The 24,364-nt window shown below is 66.2% G+C and carries 26 protein-coding genes; 15 read left to right on the top strand and 11 right to left on the bottom strand.

Annotated elements, in window-relative coordinates; genetic code table 11:
- Positions 1-79: 79 nt before the first annotated feature.
- Together J2X45_RS13650 and J2X45_RS13645 are read left to right on the top strand one after the other, a co-directional pair.
- Positions 80-2,569 carry a TonB-dependent receptor gene (locus tag J2X45_RS13650; RefSeq protein WP_310215619.1) on the top strand — a complete coding sequence of 830 codons (2,490 nt, stop codon included), beginning with the start codon at positions 80-82 and terminating at the stop codon, positions 2,567-2,569.
- Between the two features lie 32 nt (positions 2,570-2,601).
- Positions 2,602-4,293, top strand: coding sequence for an alkaline phosphatase D family protein (locus J2X45_RS13645; RefSeq protein WP_310215618.1), 1,692 nt, complete (start codon positions 2,602-2,604; stop codon positions 4,291-4,293).
- 100 nt (positions 4,294-4,393) lie between these two features.
- Here the strand turns inward: J2X45_RS13645 and J2X45_RS13640 are convergent, their stop codons facing one another.
- Positions 4,394-5,020 carry a LysE family translocator gene (locus J2X45_RS13640; RefSeq protein WP_310215617.1) on the bottom strand — a complete coding sequence of 209 codons (627 nt, stop codon included), beginning with the start codon at positions 5,018-5,020 and terminating at the stop codon, positions 4,394-4,396.
- Positions 5,021-5,066: 46 nt separating this feature from the next.
- Between J2X45_RS13640 and J2X45_RS13635 the strand changes: the two genes are divergently transcribed.
- Entirely contained in the window at positions 5,067-6,113 is a 1,047-nt protein-coding gene (locus tag J2X45_RS13635) for an acyltransferase (RefSeq protein WP_310215616.1), read from the top strand.
- On the opposite strand, the gene hisI is transcribed toward J2X45_RS13635, so the two are convergent.
- Positions 6,071-6,469 carry a phosphoribosyl-AMP cyclohydrolase gene (gene hisI, locus J2X45_RS13630; protein WP_310215615.1) on the bottom strand — a complete coding sequence of 133 codons (399 nt, stop codon included), beginning with the start codon at positions 6,467-6,469 and terminating at the stop codon, positions 6,071-6,073. The genes J2X45_RS13635 and hisI overlap by 43 nt on opposite strands.
- Before the next feature lie 91 nt (positions 6,470-6,560).
- On the opposite strand from hisI, the gene J2X45_RS13625 reads away from it, so the two are divergent.
- Positions 6,561-7,445: a DUF817 domain-containing protein gene (locus J2X45_RS13625; RefSeq protein WP_310215614.1), complete on the top strand. Its 885-nt coding sequence runs from the start codon at positions 6,561-6,563 to the stop codon at positions 7,443-7,445.
- Between the two features lie 84 nt (positions 7,446-7,529).
- Here J2X45_RS13625 and folE read toward each other — a convergent pair whose 3' ends face one another.
- The gene (gene folE, locus J2X45_RS13620; RefSeq protein WP_310215613.1) at positions 7,530-8,180 is read right to left on the bottom strand and encodes a GTP cyclohydrolase I FolE; all 651 of its coding nucleotides are present in this window, start codon (positions 8,178-8,180) and stop codon (positions 7,530-7,532) included.
- Between the two features lie 195 nt (positions 8,181-8,375).
- Here folE and cysS point away from each other — a divergent pair, with 195 nt between their 5' ends.
- Genes cysS through J2X45_RS13590 form a run of 6 tightly spaced genes read left to right on the top strand, consistent with a single transcriptional unit; the run spans position 8,376 to position 13,896 of the window.
- Positions 8,376-9,767 (top strand): cysteine--tRNA ligase, encoded by a 1,392-nt coding sequence (cysS, locus tag J2X45_RS13615; protein ID WP_310215612.1) that lies wholly within the window; start codon positions 8,376-8,378, stop codon positions 9,765-9,767.
- Between the two features lie 2 nt (positions 9,768-9,769).
- Positions 9,770-10,231 carry an SRPBCC domain-containing protein gene (locus J2X45_RS13610; protein ID WP_310215611.1) on the top strand — a complete coding sequence of 154 codons (462 nt, stop codon included), beginning with the start codon at positions 9,770-9,772 and terminating at the stop codon, positions 10,229-10,231.
- A gap of 6 nt (positions 10,232-10,237) precedes the next feature.
- The gene (locus J2X45_RS13605) at positions 10,238-10,699 is read left to right on the top strand and encodes an iron-sulfur cluster assembly scaffold protein (RefSeq protein WP_310215610.1); all 462 of its coding nucleotides are present in this window, start codon (positions 10,238-10,240) and stop codon (positions 10,697-10,699) included.
- Positions 10,700-10,751: 52 nt separating this feature from the next.
- On the top strand, positions 10,752-11,006 hold the full coding sequence (gene yidD, locus J2X45_RS13600) for a membrane protein insertion efficiency factor YidD (RefSeq protein ID WP_010918351.1): 255 nt from the start codon (positions 10,752-10,754) through the stop codon (positions 11,004-11,006).
- Positions 11,003-12,970 (top strand): threonine--tRNA ligase, encoded by a 1,968-nt coding sequence (gene thrS / locus J2X45_RS13595; RefSeq protein WP_310215609.1) that lies wholly within the window; start codon positions 11,003-11,005, stop codon positions 12,968-12,970. Before yidD ends, thrS begins: the two co-directional genes overlap by 4 nt.
- Positions 12,970-13,896: a glycosyltransferase family 2 protein gene (locus J2X45_RS13590; protein ID WP_310215608.1), complete on the top strand. Its 927-nt coding sequence runs from the start codon at positions 12,970-12,972 to the stop codon at positions 13,894-13,896. The genes thrS and J2X45_RS13590 overlap by 1 nt, the downstream gene beginning before the upstream one ends.
- Positions 13,897-13,953: 57 nt before the next feature.
- Here the strand turns inward: J2X45_RS13590 and J2X45_RS13585 are convergent, their stop codons facing one another.
- The 3 genes from J2X45_RS13585 to J2X45_RS13575 are packed head-to-tail and all read right to left on the bottom strand — an operon-like array spanning position 13,954 to position 16,891.
- Positions 13,954-14,319: a hypothetical protein gene (locus tag J2X45_RS13585; RefSeq protein ID WP_310215607.1), complete on the bottom strand. Its 366-nt coding sequence runs from the start codon at positions 14,317-14,319 to the stop codon at positions 13,954-13,956.
- On the bottom strand, positions 14,316-15,215 hold the full coding sequence (locus J2X45_RS13580) for a hydroxymethylglutaryl-CoA lyase (RefSeq protein WP_310215606.1): 900 nt from the start codon (positions 15,213-15,215) through the stop codon (positions 14,316-14,318). The genes J2X45_RS13585 and J2X45_RS13580 overlap by 4 nt, the downstream gene beginning before the upstream one ends.
- Positions 15,212-16,891: a glycosyltransferase family 39 protein gene (locus J2X45_RS13575; protein ID WP_310215605.1), complete on the bottom strand. Its 1,680-nt coding sequence runs from the start codon at positions 16,889-16,891 to the stop codon at positions 15,212-15,214. Before J2X45_RS13575 ends, J2X45_RS13580 begins: the two co-directional genes overlap by 4 nt.
- Before the next feature lie 56 nt (positions 16,892-16,947).
- Between J2X45_RS13575 and J2X45_RS13570 the strand changes: the two genes are divergently transcribed.
- Together J2X45_RS13570 and J2X45_RS13565 are read left to right on the top strand one after the other, a co-directional pair.
- Positions 16,948-17,685: a glycosyltransferase family 2 protein gene (locus tag J2X45_RS13570; RefSeq protein WP_310215604.1), complete on the top strand. Its 738-nt coding sequence runs from the start codon at positions 16,948-16,950 to the stop codon at positions 17,683-17,685.
- Between the two features lie 98 nt (positions 17,686-17,783).
- Positions 17,784-18,206: a hypothetical protein gene (locus tag J2X45_RS13565; RefSeq protein ID WP_310215603.1), complete on the top strand. Its 423-nt coding sequence runs from the start codon at positions 17,784-17,786 to the stop codon at positions 18,204-18,206.
- Here J2X45_RS13565 and J2X45_RS13560 read toward each other — a convergent pair.
- Positions 18,203-18,667 (bottom strand): tRNA (cytidine(34)-2'-O)-methyltransferase, encoded by a 465-nt coding sequence (locus J2X45_RS13560; RefSeq protein WP_310216047.1) that lies wholly within the window; start codon positions 18,665-18,667, stop codon positions 18,203-18,205. The two genes, J2X45_RS13565 and J2X45_RS13560, sit on opposite strands and share 4 nt — an antisense overlap.
- 204 nt (positions 18,668-18,871) lie before the next feature.
- Between J2X45_RS13560 and petA the strand changes: the two genes are divergently transcribed.
- The 3 genes from petA to J2X45_RS13545 are packed head-to-tail and all read left to right on the top strand — an operon-like array spanning position 18,872 to position 21,560.
- Positions 18,872-19,423, top strand: a complete 552-nt coding sequence (petA, locus tag J2X45_RS13555) for a ubiquinol-cytochrome c reductase iron-sulfur subunit (RefSeq protein ID WP_310215602.1) — start codon at positions 18,872-18,874, stop codon at positions 19,421-19,423.
- Between the two features lie 5 nt (positions 19,424-19,428).
- On the top strand, positions 19,429-20,709 hold the full coding sequence (locus J2X45_RS13550) for a cytochrome b N-terminal domain-containing protein (RefSeq protein WP_310215601.1): 1,281 nt from the start codon (positions 19,429-19,431) through the stop codon (positions 20,707-20,709).
- A gap of 5 nt (positions 20,710-20,714) precedes the next feature.
- Positions 20,715-21,560, top strand: coding sequence for a cytochrome c1 (locus tag J2X45_RS13545; RefSeq protein WP_310215600.1), 846 nt, complete (start codon positions 20,715-20,717; stop codon positions 21,558-21,560).
- Between the two features lie 77 nt (positions 21,561-21,637).
- On the opposite strand, the gene J2X45_RS13540 is transcribed toward J2X45_RS13545, so the two are convergent.
- The 4 genes from J2X45_RS13540 to J2X45_RS13525 form a co-directional block, all read right to left on the bottom strand.
- Positions 21,638-22,411 carry a hypothetical protein gene (locus tag J2X45_RS13540; protein ID WP_310215599.1) on the bottom strand — a complete coding sequence of 258 codons (774 nt, stop codon included), beginning with the start codon at positions 22,409-22,411 and terminating at the stop codon, positions 21,638-21,640.
- A gap of 62 nt (positions 22,412-22,473) precedes the next feature.
- Positions 22,474-23,007, bottom strand: coding sequence for a histidine phosphatase family protein (locus J2X45_RS13535; RefSeq protein ID WP_310215598.1), 534 nt, complete (start codon positions 23,005-23,007; stop codon positions 22,474-22,476).
- On the bottom strand, positions 23,004-23,681 hold the full coding sequence (locus J2X45_RS13530; protein WP_310215597.1) for a dienelactone hydrolase family protein: 678 nt from the start codon (positions 23,679-23,681) through the stop codon (positions 23,004-23,006). The genes J2X45_RS13535 and J2X45_RS13530 overlap by 4 nt, the downstream gene beginning before the upstream one ends.
- Positions 23,681-24,361 (bottom strand): dienelactone hydrolase family protein, encoded by a 681-nt coding sequence (locus J2X45_RS13525; RefSeq protein ID WP_310215596.1) that lies wholly within the window; start codon positions 24,359-24,361, stop codon positions 23,681-23,683. The genes J2X45_RS13530 and J2X45_RS13525 overlap by 1 nt, the downstream gene beginning before the upstream one ends.
- Positions 24,362-24,364 lie beyond the last annotated feature (3 nt).

Below are 24,364 nucleotides of genomic sequence, written 5' to 3'. Positions count from 1 at the left end.
CGTCATCAGCCCGTCGCACCGCCGACATGCTGGGCGCCTAGGTGCGTGCTCAAGTTTCGTGTCTTTTGGGGGATAGTCCATGCGCGCCTTCCGCACCACCACGCTGTTGACCGCCAGCGCTCTGAGCCTGCTCGCCGCCGCACCGACCCTGGCGGCCGCTCAGGAAGGCGCTCCGACAGGCAACAACGAACCCGCGCTGCTCGGAGAGCTCGTGGTGACGGCCCAGAAGCGGGCGCAGGATCCGGTCGACGTGCCGATCGCCGTCACGGCCTACTCCGGCAAGTTCCTGGAAGCGATCGGCGTAAAGGCGTTCGACGAGCTCTCGGCCTTCACGCCGGGCTTTCTGGTTCAGAACCAGTCGAACAACAATTCCGGCTTCGTGATGCGCGGCATCACCTCGGACTCAGGCTCGGCCACCGACGAAACCCGCGTTTCGATCTATCAGGACGGCGTGCCGATCTCGCGTTCGCGCGGCTCGTACGTCGAACTCTTCGACATGGAACGGGTGGAAGTCGCCAAGGGGCCGCAGTCGACCCTGTTTGGTCGCGGCGCCCTGATCGGGGCGGTGAACCTCGTCCAGAACAAGGCGAACCCCGCGAGCCTCGACTGGGCGCTCAAGGCCGAGGGCGGCACGCGCGGCTATCTGGTCGGCGAGACGATGGTCAACTTCGCTTTCGGCGACGGTTCGGCTCTGCGCATCGCGGCGCGGACGCGTCAGACGGAAGGCTATGTGAAGGACGCGGCCGGCGGCGACGCCTATGACTCGACCAACACGAAGGCCGTGCGGATCGCCTATCATATCGAGCCCGGCGCTTTGAAGCTGGACCTGATCGGTAACTACCAAGTCGACGACACTACGGGCACATCGTTCAAGAGCCACACCTTCAACCCCAGCAATCCAATCACCGGCGAGGCGCTGAGCGACACGTCGGTGGGCGGCTTTGCGACCCTGTCGCCAGGAGCGGGCTTTGAAGGCGGCAAGCCGCTGGGCCTCGACCGCAAGGTCTACGGCCTGACGGCGCTGGCCGATTACCGGATCAACGACAGCCTGACCCTGTCGTCGATCACCGCCACCCGCGCCTTCCACTCGAACGAAGTCTTCGATCCGGACGGCTCGTCCCTGCCGATCCTGACGTTCGCCGAGGACGCGCAAGGCCGCCAACAAAGCCAGGAACTGCGTCTGCGCTATGACGCCGGCGGCCGCTTCTCGGGCTTTGTCGGCGCCAACTATTTCCACGAGACCGGCTCGTGGCGCATCCCGGGGCAGATGGACGAGCGCCTTGTGCTGGCCTTGCTGGCGGGCGCCTCGCCGCTGGGCATCAGCCGCCCGACGCCCCAGCCTCAGGCCGTCCTGACCAACCCGGCCTATCTGGCGCAGGTCCTGCAACTGGGCTTTGGCATTCCCTCCACGCTGGCGACGGGCCTCGCCTCGAACCTGAAGCCGGTCCATCGCGAAGAGTTCGCCAACTACGGTGAGAACACCACCTACGACGTCTATGCCGACGGCACGCTGCGCTTGACGGACAAGCTGGAGTTGACGGCCGGCGTTCGCTACACCAGCGAAGATCGCGAGGCGGCCTACCGCTCCACCGTCCAGAACGGCCGCTCGATCCTGGGCGTGCTGCTGGCCGCGCCGACGCCGACCAACCTGTTCCTGGCCGCGCAGCCGAACGCGGTGAACAATCCGGCCTTGCCGCTGCTGGGCCTGCTCAACCAGCCGACCGCCAACAATGGCGACACGTTCAGCAAGTCGATCTCTGACAGCGGCGTCACCTGGCGGCTGGTGGGCCGCTACGCCGCGTCGGAGAATCTCAGCCTCTATGCGTCTTTCGCGCGCGGGCGTCGTCCGGACGTGATCTCGACCAGCGCGCCCGCCGCGCCGCTGGGCCAGCCGCGCTTCAGCACGGTCGACGCCGAGGTTGTCGACAGCTACGAGGCCGGCGCGAAGGGCAAGCTGATGGACGGTCGCCTGTATCTGTCGGGCGCAGTGTTCCGCTATGACTACGACAACTTCGCCACCACCTTCCGTCAGGGCGCTCAGGTCGTGACGCTCAACGCCGGCAAGGCCAAAGCCTATGGCTTCGAGGGCGAAGCGCGGCTGCAGGCGGGCGACTTCTGGACGCTGTTCGGGACCTACGGCTACAACCACGCCCGTCTCGAGAGCGGTCTGCGCAAGGGCAACCAGTTCCGTCTCTCGCCAGACCATGCCGTGTCGATGGGCGCGCTGTTCAGCCGCGAGGCGCTGGGCGGCAAGGTGACGTTCTCGCCGACCTACACCTGGCGCTCGAAGATGTTCTTCGATGACAACAACGACCGGGCTGATCTGCAATCGGCGGGTCTGTTCCCCGACACCAAGCTGGACGAGTTCCAGGACGCCTATGGCCTCCTGAATGTGCGTGTCGGCTTTGGCGCCGTGGACGATCGTTGGAAGGTCGAGGCCTTCGTCGAGAACCTCGGCGACGAGCGCTACCTGAAGGACGCGGGCAACACGGGCGACAGCTTCGGCATCCCGACCTTCATCGCCGGCAAGCCGCGCTTCATGGGCGTGGGGGTGACGTTCCGTCGCTGACGGCGCATCGTGTCGGAAAAGGGGAGGTCGGGATGAAGATCGATCGTCGCAGGTTGCTCGGACTACTGGGCGTGTCGGGGGCGGCTGCGGGTGAGGCCGCGGCCAAGCCTGTCGTGGCCTACAAGGGGGCTGTGGCCTTCGAGCACGGCGTCGCCAGCGGCGATCCCGGCCCAAGCGCCGTCGTCTTCTGGACGCGCGTGACGCCCAAGCAGCCGACGACCGGCGACATCGACGTCGATCTTGAGATCGCCGTCGACCCCGATTTCAAGACCCTGATCACCATCAGTCGCGGCCTGCGCGCCCGCGCCAGCCGCGACTGGACCGTCAAGCATGACCTCGACGGCCAGGGCCTGAAGCCGGCCACCGAGTACTGGTATCGGTTCAAGGCCAATGGCGTAACGTCGCCGGTCGGACGCACGCGCACACTGCCGGTCGGCGCGACCAAGGACGTCGTCCTGGCGGTGGCCTCTTGTAGCCTGCATCCCAACGGCTACTTCAACGCCTATGACGCCATCGCCAAGCTGCCGCGCGTCGACGCGGTGCTGCACCTGGGCGACTATATCTATGAGTACGGTGGAAGCCCCAAGGACTACGGCATGAACTCGCCGGTGGCTGCGGCGCGCGCGCCGGACCCGCCGCATGAGATCGTGACGCTTGAGGACTATCGTCGTCGTCACGCCCAGTACAAGACCGACCCAGGCCTTCAGGCGGCTCATGCCCGCGCGCCTTGGATCGTGGTCTGGGACGACCACGAGACCGCCAACGACAGTTGGGTTGGCGGGGCCGAGAACCATCAGCCCAAGACCGAAGGTGACTGGACGGCGCGCAAGGCCGCAGCGCTGAAGGCCTATTACGAGTGGATGCCGATCCGCGAGGCGACGCTCCCGGAAGCCGCCTGGCGATCGTTCCAGTTCGGCGACGTGGCGTCGCTCATGATGGTCGAGACCCGTCTGACCGCGCGCACGCCGGAGCTCGACTATGACGTCGATCTGCCGGTCGTCGAAGGCAAGCCCGATATCGCGGCCTTCGCCGCCAAGTGGAAGGATCCCAGCCGTCGTATGATGGGCGAGGGACAGGAGCGCTGGCTGGCGGGGCAGGTCGATGCGTCGGTCAAGGCTGGAACGGCCTGGCAGGTGCTTGGCAACCAGGTGGTCATGGCCCGCGTCGCGGCGCCGGACCTCAAGGCGACCATGGGCGAAGCCGCGTTCGCCGGGCTGCTCGCCAAGCTGCCCGACTACGCGCGCAGCCGCGTCGCGCAGTCGGTGGCCATGGCGGCCTATGACATTCCCTCCAACCTCGACGCTTGGGACGGCTATCCCGCTGATCGTCAGCGGGTCTACGACATCTTCAGCGCGGCCAAGGCCCGTCCGATCGTGCTGGCTGGCGACAGCCACATGTTCTGGGCCAACGAGCTGTGGAACGACGCGGGCCAGAAGCGCGTGGCGGTCGAGTTCGGGACCACCTCGGTCACCTCGCCCGGCTATGGCGACATCCTTCCGGGCGTGCCGCTCGGCGAGGCGTTCGTGCAGCGCAACAAGGAAGTCAAATACGCGCATCCGAGCGCGAAGGGTTTCGTGGTGCTGACCCTCGCGCATGGCAAGGCGACCAGCGACCTGATGGCGGTCTCCACCATCCTTGAGCCGACCTACACGGTCAGCGCGCTCAAGCGGTTTGTCGTCACGCCGGCGGCGGACGGCGGGGTGGAGGCCCTGCGGGAAGTCTAGAGCATTTCACGACCTGACTGCGTCAGGCCGTGAGCTCTAATCTTTTGTTTTGACGAATTTTTCTTCACGCGAACCGGAACCACTTCGCTCGAAAAATGCTCTAGCGCCGGTCGAGAGCCAAGCGCAGGCCGAACGCGATGAACACCAGGCCGGTGGTCCGGTCCAACCAGCGGACCACCACCGGTAACCGCAAGATTCCTGCGATGGGGACGGTGGCTGCGATGAGCAGCGCGAACCACGCCAGGCCCTCCACGACGTGGATCGTCGTGAGCAACAGTCCAAAGCGCGCCGGATCAACGCCGGCGGGCATGAACTGGGGCAGGAACGAGACGTAGAAGATTCCGACCTTGGGATTGAGCAGGTTGGTCAGCAAGCCACGTCGCAGCGCTGCGGCGGGCCCTGCGTCGACGGGCTTGGTCTCGCCCGGCTCGAAGGCCTCGCGTGGTCGCAGGATCATGCGCAATCCCGTCCAGGCGAGGTAGATCGCGCCGGCCCATTTCAGCACCGTGTAGGCCGCCTGCGACGCCGTCAGAAGCGCGCCGACCCCGAATGATGCGGCCGCGCCCCAGATCATGCAGCCGAGTCCGATGCCGATTGCTGCGCCGGCGGCGCGACGCGGGCCTTCTGCAGCCGCTGTGCGGATGACCAGCGCGGTGTCCAGGCCGGGTGTCAACGTCAAGAGGCCGGCCGCGAGAGTGAAGGCGATCAGGGCCTCGAGCGTGGTCATCGCGGGCTTTCCGGCTTTCTCAACCAATCCATGGTCTGTTGTCAGCATGACCGCAAGCCGCATCCCAGGTCTGGACGCCCTGCGGGGCCTCGCCGCCCTGTTGGTGCTGGCTTACCATGCGCGCGGACTGGCCCTGCCGCGCGAAATTCTCAGCCACGGCTACCTGGCGGTCGACCTCTTTTTCGTCATCAGCGGCTTTGTTCTGGCGCGAGCCTACGACGGAGCGCTGGCGGATGGCGCGGGCTGCGCCTTCATGCTCAAGCGCCTCAAACGCCTCTACCCCATGGCTGCCCTGGGCCTGTTTCTGGGGGCGACCTTGTGGCTGATCGGCGGCAAGGATCCGGCTTCTGTCGCGCTGCTTTTAAGCCTGGGTCTGCTGTTCGTGCCCTTCACAGCGGGCCGCGACGTATTCCCGCTCAATGGTCCGCAGTGGTCGCTGATGTGGGAATTGGCCTCCAATCTCGTCTATGCGTTGGTCGCGCCCTGGCTATCCACCCGACGACTGGTCGCCTTGGTTCTGGTGGGCGCCGCCGCTCACATCACCCTGGTGATCAGCCAGGGGACGGGCTCGCTGGGACCAGAAGGGGGCGCCTGGTGGATGGGCGCTCCACGGGTGGTCTACGGCTTTTTCGCCGGCGTGCTGGCGGCGCGACTGGTCATGGCGGGAAGGTCGCTCGTTCCCGCCGCGCCGATCGTTCCGATTCTGGCGGTGGTCGTCCTCACGCTTACGCCGCCAGTCCCCGAGACCGGGCGCGCCGTGTTTGATCTGTTCGCGGGACTAGTGCTTTTCCCTGCAATCGTCGCCTCGGCGGCGCAGGCGACGGTTGGTCGGCTGCGGCCTGCGCTGGACGCGCTAGCGGGCCTCTCCTACGCGCTGTACGCCTTGCATATTCCGGTCGTAATGGGGCTGGCTGAAGTCACCCGGACGATGCCCGATGGGATCGTACGTTGGAGCCTCAACGCTCTGGCCTTCCCTCTGGCGCTGGGCCTGGCCTGGGCTGCGCATCGCTGGTTCGAGCCTTGGGCCGCACGACGCCTTGATCGGAAGCCTCAGGGTTTCTCGATCAGCGCCCCGTCTTCCAGCACCCGGTAGAAGCACGACCGGAAGCCCACGTGGCAGGCCCCGCCATCGCCGCGCGGGCGGACCTTGAGCAATACGGCGTCCTGGTCGCAGTCGACCCGCAGCTCGACCACATCTTGCAGTTGGCCGCTGGTGTCGCCCTTCTTCCAGAGTTCATTACGCGATCGACTGAAGTAGTGCGCGATCTGGGTGTCGACCGTCAGCTTCAGCGCCTCGGCGTTCATCCAGGCCAGCATCAGGATCTCGCCGGTGTCGGCGTGCTGGGCTACAGCCACGACCAAGCCATCGCCATTGAAGCGCGGCGCGAGGGCCGAGCCCCGCTCAAGATCGTGCTTGGTGTGGGCTTGGGGGAACAGTTCGGTGCTCATGCGCCACATATGGCGCAGGCTTCGAGCCTGCGCTAGTTTCCGCGCCGCTTCTGGGGAAAGCGGACGCGTTTCGCGCGTCCCAGGGAACGCGATGAACCTGAAAGACCGCATCAAGGCTGGCGTGGCGGCGCTGGATGAGCGGGCCAGGCCGTGGGCGCGGCGGTCACGCTGGAACGGCTACGCCTACGAGTTTCTGCTGTTTGGGCTCAAGCAGGCCTGGGCCTGTCTGTTCGGCGGACTCATGCTGGCCCTGCTGGTCGGAACCAAGCTGTTCTGGCCCGAGGCGACGCCGATCGCCCGTTATGATTTTCTGGTGGTCGCTGCGATCGCGATCCAGGCCGCCTTGCTGGCGCTGAAGCTGGAGCGCTGGGACGAGGCGCTGGTGATCTTCATGTTCCACGTCGTCGGCACGATCATGGAGCTGTTCAAGACCGCTCAAGGCTCTTGGATCTACCCCGAGGAGAGCTTCTTGCGGATCGGCGGCGTGCCGCTGTTCACCGGCTTCATGTACGCCTGCGTCGGCAGCTACATCGCCCGCATCTGGCGACTGTTCGACATCACCTTCATCCGCTACCCGCCGTTCTGGACGACGCACATCCTAGCGGTGCTGATCTACGCCAACTTCTTCACGCACCACTACATGATCGACATCCGGGTGGGGCTGTTTGCGCTGTCGGTTCTGCTGTTCGCACGCACCTGGTTCGTGTTCACGCCCGACCAGACCGCGCGCCGCATGCCCATGCTGATGGGCGCAGTTCTGGTGTCATTCTTCATCTGGATCGCCGAGAACCTCGGCACCTTCGCCGGCGCCTGGATCTATCCCAGCCAGGCCGAAGGCTGGCGCATGGTGCCCTTCGAGAAGATGGGCGCCTGGTACCTGCTGATGCTGATCAGCTTCGTGCTGGTGACGCTGGTGCATCCGCCGGTGCACGCCTGCGTGGCGCGGATCCGTCAGGGGATCTGGCGGGCGGCTTAACGCGTGCGGCCCCCCGAGGCCCGCTGCGCGGCCGCCTCAGGATGAGGAAATCAGCAAACGATCCTCATCCTGAGGTGCGCGCTGCTAAGCGCGCCTCGAAGGACGCACCAGATCCATGAAGCGCTGCTGCAGGACCTTGTCGGTCTTGAACACGCCGCGGAACTGGGTGGTGATCGTCGAGACGTCGTGGTGGTGGACGCCGCGGGTGCTCATGCACTGGTGCTCGGCGTCGATCAGGACGGCGACGCCGGCCGCCGACAGGTGGTCCTCGATGGCGTCGGCGATCTGCATCGTCATGGTCTCCTGGGTCTGGAGACGCTTGGCGAAGATCTCGACCAGGCGCGCCAGCTTCGACAAGCCCACGACCTTGCCGGTCGGCATGTAGGCGACCCAGGCCTTGCCCAGGAACGGCGCCATGTGGTGTTCGCAGTGGCTCTGCACGTCGATGCCGCGCAGCATGACCATGTCGTCATATCCCTGCACGTCCTCGAAGGTGCGCGACAGTTCCTTGGCCGGATCGCCGTGGTAGCCGGCGAACCACTCGTCAAAGGCCTCGACCACGCGCTTGGGCGTGTCGAGAAGGCCTTCACGTTCCGGATTATCGCCGGCCCAGGCCAGCAAAGTCCGCACGGCGGCCATGGCCTCGTCCTTGGTGGGGCGCTGGGCGGGTTCAAGATCAAGACCGGTCGTATCGTCCGAGCCGATCAGGGTTCGCTCGCGGGTCAGTGCGTCCATTTTGGAGGGTTTCTTTCCACGGGCTGAGTTGCGCCGAGACGCCGATCGCCTCGGAATGACGCGTGCCACCCGTTTCACATACGGCCGGGCCGGGAACTTAGACGCATCACGCCGTGGCCCTGGCCGTAACAGAAAGCTATATGGGGCCGTTCATGGGGTGGGCAACACCCTTCCGCTACGTCAGAACCCAGAGTCATGACCCTTAAGATCCACGACACCCTGACGCGCGAAAAGCGCGACTTCGTTCCCGCCGATCCCAAGCGGGTGACGATGTATGTGTGCGGTCCGACGGTCTACAACTACGCTCACATTGGCAACTTCCGGCCCGTGGTGGTGTTCGACGTGCTCTATCGCGTTCTGCGCCACCTCTATGGCGAGGACGCTGTGGTCTATGCGCGCAACGTCACGGACGTCGACGACAAGATCAACAAGAAGGCCGCCGACGAGGGCGTGCCGATCAGCTTGATCACCGATCGCTACCTGGCCGCCTACCATCAGGACGCCGACGCGCTAGGCGCGCTCCGGCCCAACCTCGAGCCCAAGGCCACCGAGCACATCGGCGCCATCCTCGAGATGATCGGCCAACTGGTCGACAACGGCAGCGCCTACGCCGCCGAGGGTCACGTGCTGTTCGACACCCAGAGCTTCGCCGACTACGGCCAGCTGTCGGGCCGGCCGCTGGACGAGATGATCGCCGGCGCCCGCGTCGAGGTCGCGCCCTACAAGCGCCACCCGGCCGATTTCGTGCTGTGGAAGCCGTCGAAGGAAAACGAGCCCGAGTGGGACAGCCCCTGGGGCGCGGGCCGTCCGGGCTGGCACATCGAATGCTCGGCCATGATCGACAAGGCGCTGGGCAAGACGATCGACATCCACGCCGGCGGCATCGACCTGACCTTCCCGCACCACGAGAACGAGGTCGCCCAGAGCCGCTGCGCCCACAAAACGTCGGTGCTGGCCAACTACTGGATGCACAACGGCTTCCTCGACATGGGCGGGGAGAAGATGTCCAAGAGCCTGGGCAATGTGATCATCCCGCACGAGCTGCTGAAGACGGTTCCGGGCGAGGTGATCCGCTGGGCGCTGCTGTCGGCCCACTATCGCCAGCCGCTGGACTGGACGCCCGAGCTGCTGGAGCAGTCCAAGAAGTCGCTGGACCGCCTCTATGGCGCCCTGCGTCGCGCCAAGGACATCGCGCCGGATCAGGCCATGGAAGCGCCCGCCGACGTGGTCTCGGCCTTGATGGACGACCTCAACACGCCGCTGGCCACCTCGGCCTTCTTCGAGGTGTCGAGCCTGATCGAGAAGGCTGTCACCGCCGGCGACACCGTCGCCATCGCGGCCAACAAGGCGCGCTTGCTTGAGGCTGGCGCGCTGCTGGGCTTCCTGCAGGCTGACCCGGACGCCTGGTTCGAGGGCGACGCCTCGGATGAGCTAAAGGCCAAGGTCGAAGACCTGCTGGCCAAGCGGGTCGCCGCCCGCGCCGCCAAGGATTGGCCGGCCGCCGACGCCATTCGTGGCGAGCTGGACGCCCTGGGCGTGGTGGTGATGGACGGACCCTCGGGTGCGACCTGGCGGATGAAGGACTGATTATGCAACGCGCTGTCGAGCATCGCATCGGTGTCCAGGCGCCGGCCGAGATCGTCTGGGAGGTCGTCTCGGACTTCGAAGGCTGGGCGCACTGGAACCCGCTCTACCGGCGGGCCGAGGGCGTGATGAAGGTGGGCTCGACCCTGGTGCTGGAGCAGCACCTGCCAGGTCAGCCGCCCACGGTCATCCAGCCGATTGTCCAGGACTGGGTGCCCTATGAGCAATTGCACTGGCGTTCGAGCCGGCTGGGCGGCTTCGTGACCGCGATCCGGTATCTTGAGATCGAGAACATGGGTCCGGCCAACGCGACCTTCTCGAACGGCGAGCTGTTCATGGGCATGCTGCTGCGTTTCGTCAGCCGTGACGAGCGCCGCCGGCTGAAGGCGGCGTTCACCCAGATGGGCGAGGCGGTGCGTGACCGCGCTGAGGCGATCTGGTCCGAGCGGTCCGCGAGCACCATCTAGCCGACGATGATCGACGATCTCTACAGCGCCCGGATCCTGGGGCTCGTGGCCAACATGCCGCGCGCTGGCCGCCTGGCCGCGCCGGACGCCAGCGCCGAAAAGACCGCCAAGCTGTGCGGCAGCCGGATCACCGTCGATGTCATGGTCGAGGACGGCAAGGTCGTCGACTACGCCCAGGACGTTTCGGCCTGCGCCTTGGGACAGGCCGCCGCGGCGATCCTGGGGGCGAACGTGATCGGCGCGGAACTTTCGGACATCGAGTTGGCGCGCGACTCGCTTGCCGCTATGCTCAAAGCGAACGGTCCGCCTCCTGCGGGCCGGTTTGCGGAGCTCGCCGTGCTGGAGCCGGTCAAGGACTATCCCGCTCGTCACGCCTCGACGCTGTTGGCGTTCGACGCGACGGTCGAGGCTGTCTGTAAGGCCACAGGCGTCGGCGAAACGCGAACTAGCACCGCCGGCGCGTCTTGATCGCGACCCCCTTCGGGGTGTGTAACCGCATCGCAACAATTCGCGCGCCGGCATGACCTTCTACGAACGCACCGTCGATTTGGGCCTTCGGGCCTACAAGTTGACGCTCTCGCCTCTCATCGGGCGTCAGTGCCGTTTTACGCCGAGCTGCTCGGAGTACACGGCCGCCGCTCTCAAGGATCATGGCCCGCTCAAGGGCTCCTGGCTGGGGTTACGACGGATTTGCCGTTGCAACCCGTTTGGTGGATCGGGCTATGACCCGCCGCCGCCGCGACACCAGCCACGCAAGTGGAAATGTGAAGAATGATCGATCTGGTTTTCCCCGACGGCTCGGCGCGTCAATATCCTGACGGCTCGACGGGGCGCGACGTCGCGGCCGCCATCTCCAAGTCACTGGAAAAGAAGGCTCTGCTGATCAAGCTGGATGGTCAGGTTCTCGACCTCGATCGTCCGCTGACCCCCGACCTGCTGACGGGCGAGCGCAAGTTCGAGATCCTGACGCGTGAGGCGCCCGAGGCGCTGGACACCATCCGTCACGACACCGCTCACGTGCTGGCTGAGGCCGTGCAGGAGCTGTTCCCCGGCACCCAGGTCACCATCGGCCCGAACGTCGAGGATGGCTTTTATTACGACTTCGCGCGCGATGAGCCCTTCAGCCTGGACGATCTGGAGAAGATCGAAAAGCGCATGAAGGAGATCGTCGATCGCGACGAGAAGATCACGCGCGAGGTCTGGGACCGCAACGAGGCCATCGCCCACTTCGACGGCATCGGCGAGCAGTACAAGGCGCAGATCATCCGCGATCTGCCCGATACCGACACGATCACGGTCTATCGCCAAGGCGCCTGGAAGGATCTGTGCCGTGGTCCCCACCTGCCGTCGACCAAGCATGTCGGCAAGGCCTTCAAGCTGACCAAGCTGGCCGGGGCCTATTGGCGCGGCGACCAGAACAACGCGCAGCTCCAACGCATCTACGGCACGGCCTGGGCCTCGGAAGCCGATCTCGAAGCGCATCTCAAGCGCATCGAGGAGGCCGAGAAGCGCGATCACCGCAAGCTGGGCAAGACCATGGACCTCTTCCACATCCAGGAAGAGGGCAAGGGCATGGTGTTCTGGCACCCGAAGGGCTGGGCGCTCTATCGGGTGCTAGAGGACTATATGCGTCGTCGCCTCGATGCGGCCGGCTACAAGGAAGTGAAGACCCCGCAGATCCTGGATCGCAGCCTGTGGGAAAAGTCGGGCCACGCCGAGAAGTTCGGCCATGCGATGTTCATGTGCGAGAGCGCCGAGGGCGAGGTCCTGGCGGTCAAGCCGATGAACTGCCCCGGCCACATCCAGATCTTCAACGTAGGCCAGAAGAGCTATCGCGAGCTGCCGCTGCGCATGGCGGAGTTCGGCGCCTGCCACCGCTACGAGCCCTCTGGCGCGATGCACGGCATCATGCGGGTCCGCGCGTTTACGCAGGACGACGCCCACATCTTCTGCCGCGAAGAGCAGGTCACCGAGGAGAGCGCCCGGTTCATCGAACTGTTGCGCAGCGTCTATAACGACCTGGGCATGACGCTGGCGGACACCAAGTTCTCGACGCGCCCCGAGCTGCGCGCCGGCACGGACGAGACGTGGGACAAGGCCGAGGCCGCCTTGGCCGCAGCCGCCGAAGCCGCCGGCGAGACCCTGACCCTGCAGCCCGGCGAAGGTGCGTTCTATGGGCCCAAGCTGGAGTTCTCGCTGAAGGACGCCATCGGTCGGGTCTGGCAGTGCGGCACGCTGCAACTTGATTTCGTTCTGCCGGAACGATTGGACGCCGAGTACGTTTCGGAGGATGGTTCGAAGAAGCGTCCAGTGATGCTTCACCGTGCAATCCTGGGGTCCTTCGAGCGTTTCATCGGCATTCTGTTGGAAAACTTCGCGGGCGCTCTGCCCGTGTGGCTGGCGCCAACGCAAGTGGTGGTGGCTACGATTACCTCCGACGCCGATGACTATGCCCGCGAGGTCGTCGAGAAATTGACGAAACTGGGTATGCGTGCGGAGCTGGACCTGCGAAACGAGAAGATCAACTATAAGATCCGCGAGCACAGCCTCGCGAAGGTGCCAGTGATCGCAGTGGTCGGACGTAAGGAAGCGGAAACGGGGCAACTGGCCCTTCGTCGCCTCGGCGGCGAAGGTCAGAGCATCCTGTCGCTTGAGGAAGCGCTCCGGGTGCTGCAGTCCGACGCGACGCCGCCCGACGTCGCGCGCGCCCGGGCCGACCAGGAGGCTGCGGCCGCCTGATGAACAGCATTCTCCCGTCTGTTTCGACCCTTGCCGTTGGCGCCCGTCCGGCTCGTCCGAACGTGTCCGTCGTCATGGTCGTCTATCGGACGGGAGAGGCGCTTGTCGAAAGCATCCGCCACGTACTGGCCGAGCCGCTGATCGATGAATTCATCATCGTCGACAACGGCTCGTCTTCGCGCGATGAGGACATGCTGCGGTCCCTGGCCCTCACCGAGCCGCGCGTTGTGCTCAAACAAGGCCACGGCAATGTCGGCTTCGCCCGCGGAGCCAATCTTGGCGCTGTGACAGCCGGCGGCGAGTACATCGTCTTCCTCAATCCTGACGCCAACCTGCAGCCCGGTTGCGTGGCGTCGCTCGTCACAGCCTTCAAGGGCCAGCCCGTGCCCACGATCGTCGGCGCGCGGGTTCTCAACGCCGACGGCAGCGAGCAGCGCGGCGGGCGCAGAGGCGAGGTCACGCCGATCAGCACCGTTCTGAGCTTCGGGCAACTGACGCGCCGCTATCCCAAGCTTGCGGCGTTCGAAATCCATCGTGAGAACGAGCCTCTGCCCGGCGCGCCGGTGCCGATGCCAACGATCTCGGGCGCCTGCTTCGCCATGCGTCGCGCCGATTTCGAGGCCCTGAACGGCTTCGACGAGGGCTACTTCCTGCACGTCGAAGACATCGACCTGTGCTGGCGCGCCCGCCGGGCCGGCGGCCGAGTGCTGTTCCAGCCCAACGCCCAAGTGATCCACCTGGGCCACACCAGCTTGGAACACCCGGTGAAGGTCGAGTTCCACAAGGGCGTGGGTTTGACCCGTTACTTCATCAAGCGCGCCGACAGCCTGCAGCTGTTCGCCGCCGCCGTGCTGCTGGCCCCGGCGATCATGCTCATGAGCGTATGCCGCCCACTGCTATGGAAACTGACCGGTCGCCCCATCTAGGGCTGCGGGTCGGCGCGTCTTTGCGTCCTTCGAGGCGTGCCCCTTCAGGCTGGACGCCTACATCGGCGCAATGGTCTCGAACTTCAGGCCGTCCGGGCCCTCGATCGACGTCGGCGCTTTGAGATTCCGCGCGGGAAGCATCGCTCGATAACGCGCAAAAACCGCCCTGGCGTCGCGTCCCGGCTTCACTGTCAGGCACTGGTCGAACTCGCCCTCGCGGCCCCAGGGCTTGCGTTCGGAGCGAGCGATCGCCCGGTCGGACTTCACGGCGGCCGCGACCTGGTCGGCGAGCGCGCGGTCGATCCCAGCGCCGTAGCTGCCAAACCGGATCGTGACGTCGCAGCGCGCGGGTCCTGCGTCGGCCACGGGCGCGGCGACGCAGGCGGAGAGGCCCAGGGCGAGCAGAGCTGTCAGGCGCTTCATGCGGGAAATCCTCCGGCGCGGGCCAGGGAAGAGGCGGGGGCCTTGCCGAGGCGCGCGCTGATGTCGCGGCCAATCGCGATCAGCGCCGCCAGATCGTAACCGGTCTCGAAACCGGCGCGTTCCAGCATGTAGACCAGATCCTCGGTGCCGATATTGCCGGTGGCGGCCGGGGCGAACGGACAGCCGCCCAAGCCTCCAACCGAAGCGTCCAGCACGTCCACGCCCGCCTCGACGCTGGCGAAGGCGTTGGCCAGGCCCGTGTTGCGGGTGTCGTGGAAATGCATGCGCAGTCGAGCGTTCGGCGCGGCGGCGCGGGCGGCCTCGATCCTTTTGCGGACGGTCCAGGGCTCGGCCACGCCGATGGTGTCGGCGATGGCGATCTCGGGCACACCCAGCGCGGCGGCCTCACGCACGATGGCCACCACCTGGTCCTCGGAAACCTCGCCGTCGAACGGACAGCCGAACGCCACCGAGATGGTGGCGGTGATCGGGGGGCCGCCTTCGCTGGCCTGGCGCTCGACGATGGCCGCCAGGGTCTCGACTTGCTGGCGCGTCGTCGAGCCCTGGTTGCGGGTGGCGAAGCCGTCCGAGGCGCAGACCACGACATTGGCTTCGTCGCAGCCGGTCGACACGCATCGCTCCCAGCCCCGCATGTTCAGGACCAGGCCGATCCGCGAATGGACGAGATCGGCGGGCAGGGCGGCCATGATCTCTTCAGCCCCGGCCATTTGCGGCACGCGGCTGGGGTTCACGAACGACACGACCTCGGTGCGACGAGCGCCGGCGGCCTCCAGCCTGGCGATCAGATCCAGCTTTTCCGGGACGCTCAGTACGGTCTTCTCGTTCTGCAGCCCGTCGCGCGGCCCGACCTCGACGATCTGGATGAAGCGGCTCATGGCTGGGCCTCCTGGGGGGCGATCGGTTCGCCGCGATAGACGGTCAGGCGCTCTTCGTCGCCGTCGGAATAATTCAAGCCTTCGACCACGGCGGCGGGCCGGGCCGTCAAGCCGAGCGCCTTCAAGGCTGTTTGGAAAAGCTTTTCCTCCCGCGCCTCGACGATGGCCGGACGGCCCTCGGAGATCGCCCGAGCCGCGCCCGCCCCGTCTGTCAGTTGGGTCGTCGTACCAAGTTTGAAGATCAGGCTCGGCTCGGCGTAGCCAGTCACCGCCACCGGACCCGGCGCGCCCGACTGCGGCGACAGGCGGGCGGCGTCCAGGGTCCGGGCCAGATCCCGCGACAAGAAAAGCGGCTCCAAGCGGGGGATCAGGCCGGCGGTCAGAGCGATATGGGCGGCTACGCCGAGGGCTCCGGCGGTGACCAGCGCTCGCGCGGACTGATGAAGAAGTAGCAGCGCTGCGCCGGCGACGCCCGCGCCCAGGGCGAGCAGGGTGGCCAGGATGGTCCAGACAAGATCGCTTGCCGCGCCAAAGGCGGTCTGGCCGTAGATCGCCACAGCCGCCAGGGCCGCGCCCATCAGCACCGACAGCGCGCCGCCGATCCAGCGTGACCGCTGGCCGATCGGCTCGCGCACGGCGGCGGCCATCAGCATGGCCAAGGCGCCATAGGCCGGGAGCTCGTAGTGAACCAGCTTGGTCGGCAGAAGCTCGAACATCAGCCAGGTCGGGATCAGCCAGCAAAGCGCGAAGCGCACGCCGGGCTCGTCACGCTTGGTCCAGCCGACGACCAGGGCCGCGGGCAATAGCAGGGTGGCGGGGAACGACAGCAGCGGCGCCAACAGCGTATGATAGCCGAAAGGACCGGAGTGGCCTTCCTGGCCGCCGGCCAGCTTGGGGGCCAGGTCCGCGCCGACCGCCGCGCCCCAGAAGGCGCCGTCGGTGGCCACGGTGATCATCATCGCCCAGGGCAGAGTGATCGCGGCGAACAGGATCAGGCCCCAGGTCCAGCCCAGGCCTTTCATCCAGCCGGCCTTTCGGTCCCAGACCGCCAGGGTGACGAGGGCGAAGATCGCCACCAGCAGGCCCACGGGCCCCTTGATCAACGCGGCCAGGGACAGGCCCAGCCAGAAGGCGAGCTTGGTCCCTTTGCTCGAAGGCTCGCCTCTGCGATGCGCCATGTAGACCCGCGCCAGGGCCGCCATGGCCAGGGTGGTCGTGCCGCACAACGCCGCGTCGGTCTTGGCGATGAACGCCTCGGACGACAGCAGGAAGGTCGCCCCCAGGATAGATCCGGCCAGCAGGCCTGTGCGCGGGTCGAACAGGGCCGCCGCGCCCCAGGCGCAGGCCGCCGCCGCCAGCATGGCGCCCAGCAGCGAGGGAATGCGATAGGCCCAGATCTGGCGCGCCTCGGCGTCGGACAGCGCCTTGACGCTCAGCGCCTGCATCCAGTGGATGCCGACGGGCTTCTTGAAGCGCGGCTGGTCCTGGAACTTGATGACCACATAGTCGCCGGTCTCCAGCATCTGGGAGGTGGCCTGGGCGAAGCGCGACTCATCGCGGTCCAGCGGCGGCATGGCCAGCAGACCAGGCAGGCCGGCGATCAGGGCGACCAGCGCGGCGAACAGCGGCGCGCGCCACCCGCGGCTCCAGTCGTCGAGGCGAGATTCAAGCGTCATACCGCCTGCTTTAGCACGATCCTTTCGTGGGGAAATTTTTCCGGTATTAGAGGGCGATGAACGCCGCCCGCGCCGCCACACCCGATTATTCCGTCGTCGTGCCTGTCTTCGACGAGGGCGAGGCCGCGCCGAAGCTGGCCCGAGAGATCGCGGCCGCCTTCGCCGGCGAAGCCTATGAGATGATCTTTGTCGATGACGCCAGTCGCGACGACACCAAGGCGCGGCTGATCGCGCTGAAGGCTGAAATTCCCCAGCTTCGGGTTTTGGGGCATCGCAAGAATTCGGGTCAAAGCCGCGCTGTGCGCAGCGGGATCCTCGCCGCGCGCGGTCCGATCATCGTCACCCTGGACGGCGACGGCCAAAACGACCCCGCCGACGCCCCGCGCCTGGCCAAGGCCCTGGCGGCCGGTCCCGAGACGCTCGCCTTGGTTGGCGGCGAACGCGTCAAGCGCCAGGACAGCAACGCCAAGCGCTTTGCTTCGAAGTTCGGCAACGGGGTCCGCAAGCGGCTCTTGAAGGACACCGCCAACGACACCGGTTGCGGGCTGAAGGCCTTCCGGCGCGAGGCCTTTCTGCGCCTGCCGTACTTCGATCACATCCACCGCTACATCCCGGCGCTGATGCTGCGCGAGGGCTATGAGGTGGCGTTCCAGCCGGTCAATCACCGGCATCGCGAGAGCGGCGTGTCGAAGTACACCAACTTCGGCCGCCTCAAGGCGTCGGTCTCTGACCTGCTGGGGGTGATGTGGCTGCAGTCGCGGGCGCGTAATCCTCAAGGTGTGGACGAGGCCTAGTCTCGGGCTAGGCGAGCCGACTTCACCGAAGCGCAAATTCCGGCTAGGCCTTAACCATGGCTCCCACACGCATGGTGGGCGCTGGAGGGGGAAGCTCGATGTTCGCGGCCGTTCCGCTGCTGGCCTTGCCGGTGATTGTCTACAATCTGGTCGCCCTGACGCTGACCGGAGGCTTCAAGGCCACGGACGCCTCGGTTCGCATGACCGAGACGCTTTTCACCATCCATATGACCTCCCGCACCGACTGGGCCGTCAGTCTGGGCGATCTGTTGATGGCGGCTTCCCTCGTCGTGCTCTTTGTGGAGCTTCTGAAGTCGACGACCAGCCGCAAGATCGCGATCATCAACCACTCGCTGTCGATGGTGCTGTTCATCCTGTGCCTGGTCGAGTTTCTGCTCGCCCCGGCTTTTGCGACCTCCACCTTCTTCCTGATCACGCTGATGGTGCTGCTGGACGTGCTGGCCGGCTTCATCGTCACAATCGTGGCCGCGCGCAGAGACGTGGATTTCGGCGACAGCTAACCCGCTGCGGGGAAGCCGCCGGTCTGACGCAAGGCTTCACCCAAGGCCATCGCCGCTGTCGTCGCCAAGTTCATCGAGCGCGCCTCCGCGCGGATCGGAATGACGATTCGACCGTGAGCGGCCGCATGAACCTCGTCCGGCGCGCCGCGGCTCTCGTTGCCGAACAGCAGGGTGTCTCCGTGTTCGAATGAAAAGTCGTGCAACGGCGTCGCGCCCTTGGTCGTGAACAGCAGAAGACGTCCGTCAACGCGTTCCGGCGCCTTAAGGAATGTCTCCCAGCTGTCGTGCCGGGTCAGGTGCGACAAAGGGCCATAGTCCAGGGCGGCGCGTTTCAAGCTCTTGTCGTTCAAGGGAAAACTACAGGGCTCGATGACGTCGAGGCCGAGGCCAAAACAGGCCGTGAGGCGGATGCAGGCCCCTACGTTTTGGGGAATGCCTGGTTGAAAAAGTGCGATGCGCATAATAAGCGAACCAACCACAAGGGCAGCAGGGGCTTTGCCACGAATCGAAAGGACTTGCGGACTTCGCCCGCGCGTCCGATAGGACGATTTGACCGCTGCCTTGTGGCGGAGATCCGCTTGCGGGTCGAGCAAGATATGGCGCCGAAAGGCGCGTCTCCAAGCCGGTCGCTCCCGCGGCCTGGCGGAACCAAAGGGTGACTTAAGGTGGCCGACACCGCCGTGGGCGCAACGACCGAGCCGGAACACGGGGGCGATCCCTCCCGGCGCGACTTCATTCATATCGCCGCGATCGCCGCTGCTGCTGGCGGCGCGGCGAGCCTGGCTTGGCCGTTCATCGACCAGATGAACCCGTCGGCGGACACGCTGGCCATGGCCTCGACCGAGTTCGACCTGACCAAGGTGCCGGAAGGCCAGCAGGTCACGCTGAAGTGGCGCGGCAAGCCGCTCTTCGTGCGCAACCGCACCAAGGGCGAGATCAGCAAGGCCGTCGCCGACGACAGCGTGTCGATGAAGGACCCGCAAAAGGACGCTGACCGCGTGAAGCCGGGCAAGGCCCAATGGCTCGTTCTGATCGGTTCGTGCACGCACCTCGGCTGCGTGCCGACGTTCGGCGGCGGTGACTTCGGCGGCTGGTTCTGCCCCTGCCACGGGTCGCACTACGACACCTCGGGCCGCATTCGTAAGGGCCCCGCGCCGCTGAACCTGGCGGTGCCGGAGTACGAGTTCCTGTCCGACACCAAGGTCAAGATCGGTTAATCCAGATGAGCGGACATTCGACCTACCAACCCAAGACCGGTTTCGAGCGCTGGCTCGACGCCCGTCTGCCGATTATCCGCCTGGGCTACGACTCGTTCGTCGATTACCCCACCCCGCGGAACCTGAACTACTGGTGGACCTTCGGCGGCATCCTGTCGCTGTGCCTGGCCTCGCAGTTGATCACCGGCATCATCCTGGTGATGCACTACACGCCCAGCGCCTCGGGCGCGTTCGCGTCGGTCGAGCACATCATGCGCGACGTGAACTACGGCTGGCTGATCCGCTATATGCACTCCAACGGCGCGTCGATGTTCTTCATCGCCGTCTACATCCACATGATGCGCGGTCTCTACTACGGCTCATACAAGGCGCCGCGTGAAGTGCTGTGGCTGCTGGGCTGCGTGATCTACCTCCTGATGATGGCCACGGCCTTCATGGGCTACGTCCTGCCCTGGGGTCAGATGTCGTTCCACGGCGCCGTCGTGATCACCAACCTGTTCGGCGCCCTGCCGATCGTCGGCGAGAGCATCACCACCTGGCTGTGGGGCGGCTTCGCGGTCGACAACGCCACGCTGAACCGCTTCTTCTCGCTGCACTACCTGCTGCCCTTCATGATCGCGGGCGTCGTGATCCTGCACATCTGGGCGCTGCACGTGGTGGGCCAGAACAACCCGACCGGCGTCGAGCCGAAGTCGAAGGCCGACACCGTGCCCTTCACGCCGTACGCGACGGTGAAGGACGGTTTCGCGATGAGCGTCTTCCTGATTCTCTTCGCCTTCTTCATCTTCTACATGCCGAACGCCCTGGGCCACCCCGACAACTACATCGAGGCCAACCCGCTGGTGACGCCGGCGCACATCGTTCCGGAATGGTACTTCCTGCCGTTCTACGCGATCCTGCGCGCCGTGCCGGACAAGCTGATGGGCGTCCTGGCCATGTTCGGCGCCATCGCCTGCCTGTTCGCCCTGCCGTGGCTGGATACGTCGAAGGTGCGCTCGATGCGCTATCGCCCGACCGCCAAGGTCTATTTCATGATCTTCGTGGTGGCGTGCTGCATCCTGGGCCTCTGCGGCGCCAAGCTGCCGGACGACAAGGTGATCCCGCACCTGACCACGTTCAAGCTGATCGACGCTGACCTGAACAGCTTCGTGTGGCTCAGCCGCGTGGCCTCGCTTTACTACTTCGCCTTCTTCCTCTTGATCCTCCCGATCCTGGGCCTGAAGGAAAAGCCGCTGCCCGTGCCGGAATCGATCGCGTCGCCGGCGCTGACCGAGAAGAAGGGCTGATCCCGATGCTGCGCAAACTCTCCATCATCGCAGCCGTTGCGGGTCTGGCCTTCGCCGGCCAGGCGCTCGCCGCCGGTCACCCGCTGCCGCCCAAGGACGTCAAGTGGTCGTTCGAAGGTCCGTTCGGCAAGTTCGATCAGGCCCAGCTGCAGCGCGGCTACAAGGTCTATCGCGAGGTCTGTGCGTCGTGCCACTCGATGAAGCTGGTCAGCTTCCGCAACCTGGGCGACAAGGGCGGTCCGTTCTATAACGAGAAGTACAAGAACCCGAACGACAACCCGTGGGTCAAGGCGATCGCCAAGGAGTACGAGGTCGCCGACATCGACTCCGAAACCGGCGATCCGATCAAGCGTCCGGCGACCAGCGCCGACCACTTCCCGGCGCCCTTCGCCAACGAAGTGGCCGCTCGCGGCGCCAACGGCGGCGCCCTGCCGCCGGATATGTCGCTGCTGGCCAAGGCCCGTGCGAACGGTCCGGACTACATCTACTCGCTGCTGACGGGCTACGTGAACCCGCCGGCCGGCCTGAAGATCGGTCCGGGGCAGCACTACAACCCCTACATGGCCGGCGATCTGACGGCCTACTGGTCGGGTTCGCACGAGCATGTTCCGCCCGGCGGCTTCATCGCCATGGCCCAGCCGCTCAAGGACGGCCAAGTGACGTTTGACGACGGCACGAAGTCGACCCTCGACCAGCAGTCCAAGGACGTTGCGGCCTTCCTGATGTGGGCCGCCGAGCCCAAGCTGGAAGAGCGCAAGCAGACCGGCTTCGCCGTGATGATCTACCTCCTGCTGCTGAGCGGTCTGCTCTATGCCAGCTACAAGCGGGTCTGGCGCAACGAGTCGCACTAAGCGGCTAGCGTCTTCCCAAGATTGGAAGGGCCCGGTGGCGACACCGGGCCTTTTTCATTTAGACGGCTGATCTTGGTTTAGGGCGCGATTGCAAGGGTCCGGGCGTCCGCCGCCAACCGTAGCCGATGACGCGCCCACAGACCGGTGCCTAACGTCCCGGTGACGCCCTCAGGCAGATCGTCCGCAAGGGTGGCCGGAACGTTCTCGGCCAGCACGCCGGCGATCGACAGGGCTCTGAGGCGGGCGGGAGCCTTGTGCCGAGCGCTCGGCGCCAGCGGACCCGTCGTCGTGGCGTCCCGCACGGAGAGCCGCGCCATGGCCCGAGACGCCGTATCGATGGCGAAAGCGCCTTGGAGCGCCCTCGGGCCATCACTGACCGCGGCGGTGATGGTCGGCAGCCCCTCAACCACCTCCACAGGCAACACCACCTGCCGTCGCGCGCGCCATGGCTCATCAATGAGCAGACGGCATGCGGCGAAGTCGATCTCGACGCTATGGCCGGCCAATACATCCATGCCAATCACGCCCGCAATCGGCGCCACAAAGCCGGCGCCGCGGTCGTCGAGATCGGCGACGGTCACGGAAACCGCCGGAACCTTCAGCCCTGCGACCTCGACGGGAAGGGCCAGGACCTCAGTGGTGATCCCGGCCATCTGGGCCTTGGTGTTATGGAGCAGGGTCCGCGGGGCTGAGAGATCGATCACAAAGTCGCCGGCCATGTCCGCGATGGCGGCTGGCGCGACAACGGCGCCGTTCTCGAACCAGCAGTGGGTCTGGCCTGCCCAAGCGCGACTGGTGACGCCAAAAGGCGCGGCGAAGCAGAGCACCAAAACGGCGAGGCGGGCACGCATGGGGCGAGCGTAGCTCAGCCTTGGCCTTCGCGCGATGGGCGCTGCGTTCAAGGCTCGCGTGATCAGTCCCCGGGGCAGGCCTGGGTCGCGGCGCCATAGCGCGCGTGGATCGCGCGGCTGGACGGCGTGCTGAGGGAGACAATTGTCATCTGATCATAGTCGCAGTCGGTGACCGGGCCTGGCGCGGCGTCGCCCAGAGCCCGCGCGATCTCGCCGATGGTGTTGCTATGGCCGACGACCAGCACCGTGCCGTCTTCGGGCGCGGTCCGAGCGGCCGCCGCGACCCGCTGGGCGTGGGCGGGAACACCACCCTCCAGAGCGATCGTCTGGATCTTCACACCGGCCGCATCGGCGGTCGGCTGAGCGGTCTGCTGCGTGCGCTTCAGCGGTGTCGCGAGGACCATCGTGACCTTGGCGTTGGAGAGCGCCGCCGCTAGCGCCCGGGCGCGCGCCTGTCCGGCGTCAGACAGGTCGGGATCCCCGTCCGGGAAGGCCTTCTCGCCATGCCGGACGATGACGACCGTCTGGGCCAGGGTAGGGCCTGCGGCCAGCAACAAGGCGAGGGTCAGCGCGCTGAGTTGTCGGATCATGGTCAAGTCTCGGCCTTGGTCCCGCCGGACCGTTGGAACAGTTGCAGGGTGCGCAGCAGTGACAGGCGTGCGCTATCGGGATGATGACCGTTGGGGGCCACAAAGGCGTGACCGGCATCGTAGAGATAGATCGGCAGTTCCGGATGACGTTCGCGGATCGCCTCGACGTCGGCGAGCGGGATCATCGTGTCCGCTTTGCCAAAATGCAGGATCGTCGGGACCCTGGGAGCCTCGTCGCGATAGGCCGCGATATCGCCGCCGTAGAAGGCCGAGACGGCCGAGAGACCTTCGCAGCGGGAAGCGGCCAGCCACGCCGTGGTCCCGCCATAGCAGAAGCCCATGGCGTAGACCGGCCCTTCCAGGGCGTCGATGCAGGCCTGGACCCGGGGCAGGATGCTCGCGCCCCATCCGGTCCGCTCACCCATGGCCATCCGCGCCTCAAGGATCGTCGGTGTGGTGTCCTCGCTCGGGAACGCAGCGTCCGCAGCGTCCATCAGGCTGGGGAGGATGACCTCATAGCCCTGCTCGGCCAGACTGTCGGCCAGCTGGCGCAGATGCGGCGTCACGCCCCAGATGGCGTGCAGCACGACGATCCCGCCACGCCGAGCCTCCAGGGGCGGGGCGTGGTAGGCGGCGAAGGGCGCGCCGTCCAGCGTGGCGAGGGCGATCCGCTCGCCCACTACGCCGTTCCGTGCTTGGCGAAGAAATCCACGGTGCGCTGACGGGCTAATTCGGCGTCAGCAGGGTCGGAATCCGGGCGGCCGTCATTGTTGAAGCCGTGGCCGCTGGCCTCGTAGATATAGACGGGAACGTCCGGGTGGGCCGCTTGGACCGCCGCCTTCACGTCGTCGGCCGGTATGTGCGGGTCCTTGCGCCCCAGGTGGACGATCACCGGCGCTTTCAGCGCGAACTTGGCCATGCCGGCGACCTGGCCGCCATAGTAGCTCGAACCGGCCGCGATCCCCTCGCAGCGCGAGGCCGCCAGCCAGGTCATGGTCCCGCCATAGCAATAGCCAACCACGAAGACCGGTCCCCGTTCCCTCAGGAAGTCGACACAGGCCTGGATGTCGCCCATGGCGTTGTCGGGGCCGTTGGCCAGGGCGTGCTTGACGCCGTTCTCGAAGCCCGCCGGATCGTGAAGCGCGGTGAAGCCCTTCTCCTGCCGGTCAAACATCGACGGCGCGATCACTTCGAAGCCGCGCGCGGCCCACCGGGCGACGTCCTCGTGGACGTACTGGTCCAGACCGAAGATCTCCTGGATGACGATCACGCCGCCTTTGCGCGCGCCCTCCGGTTCGGCGTGCAGGGCGGTGAATGCAAAGCCGTCATGCGTGGCGGTCAGGGTGATGGTCTTGGCCACAAG

Origin of the sequence: Caulobacter sp. BE264 (genome assembly GCF_031457805.1) — a bacterium.
Lineage (GTDB): Bacteria > Pseudomonadota > Alphaproteobacteria > Caulobacterales > Caulobacteraceae > Caulobacter.
The sequence above is the reverse complement of the archived record's forward strand: the minus strand, read 5'-3'. Positions and strand labels throughout refer to the sequence as shown.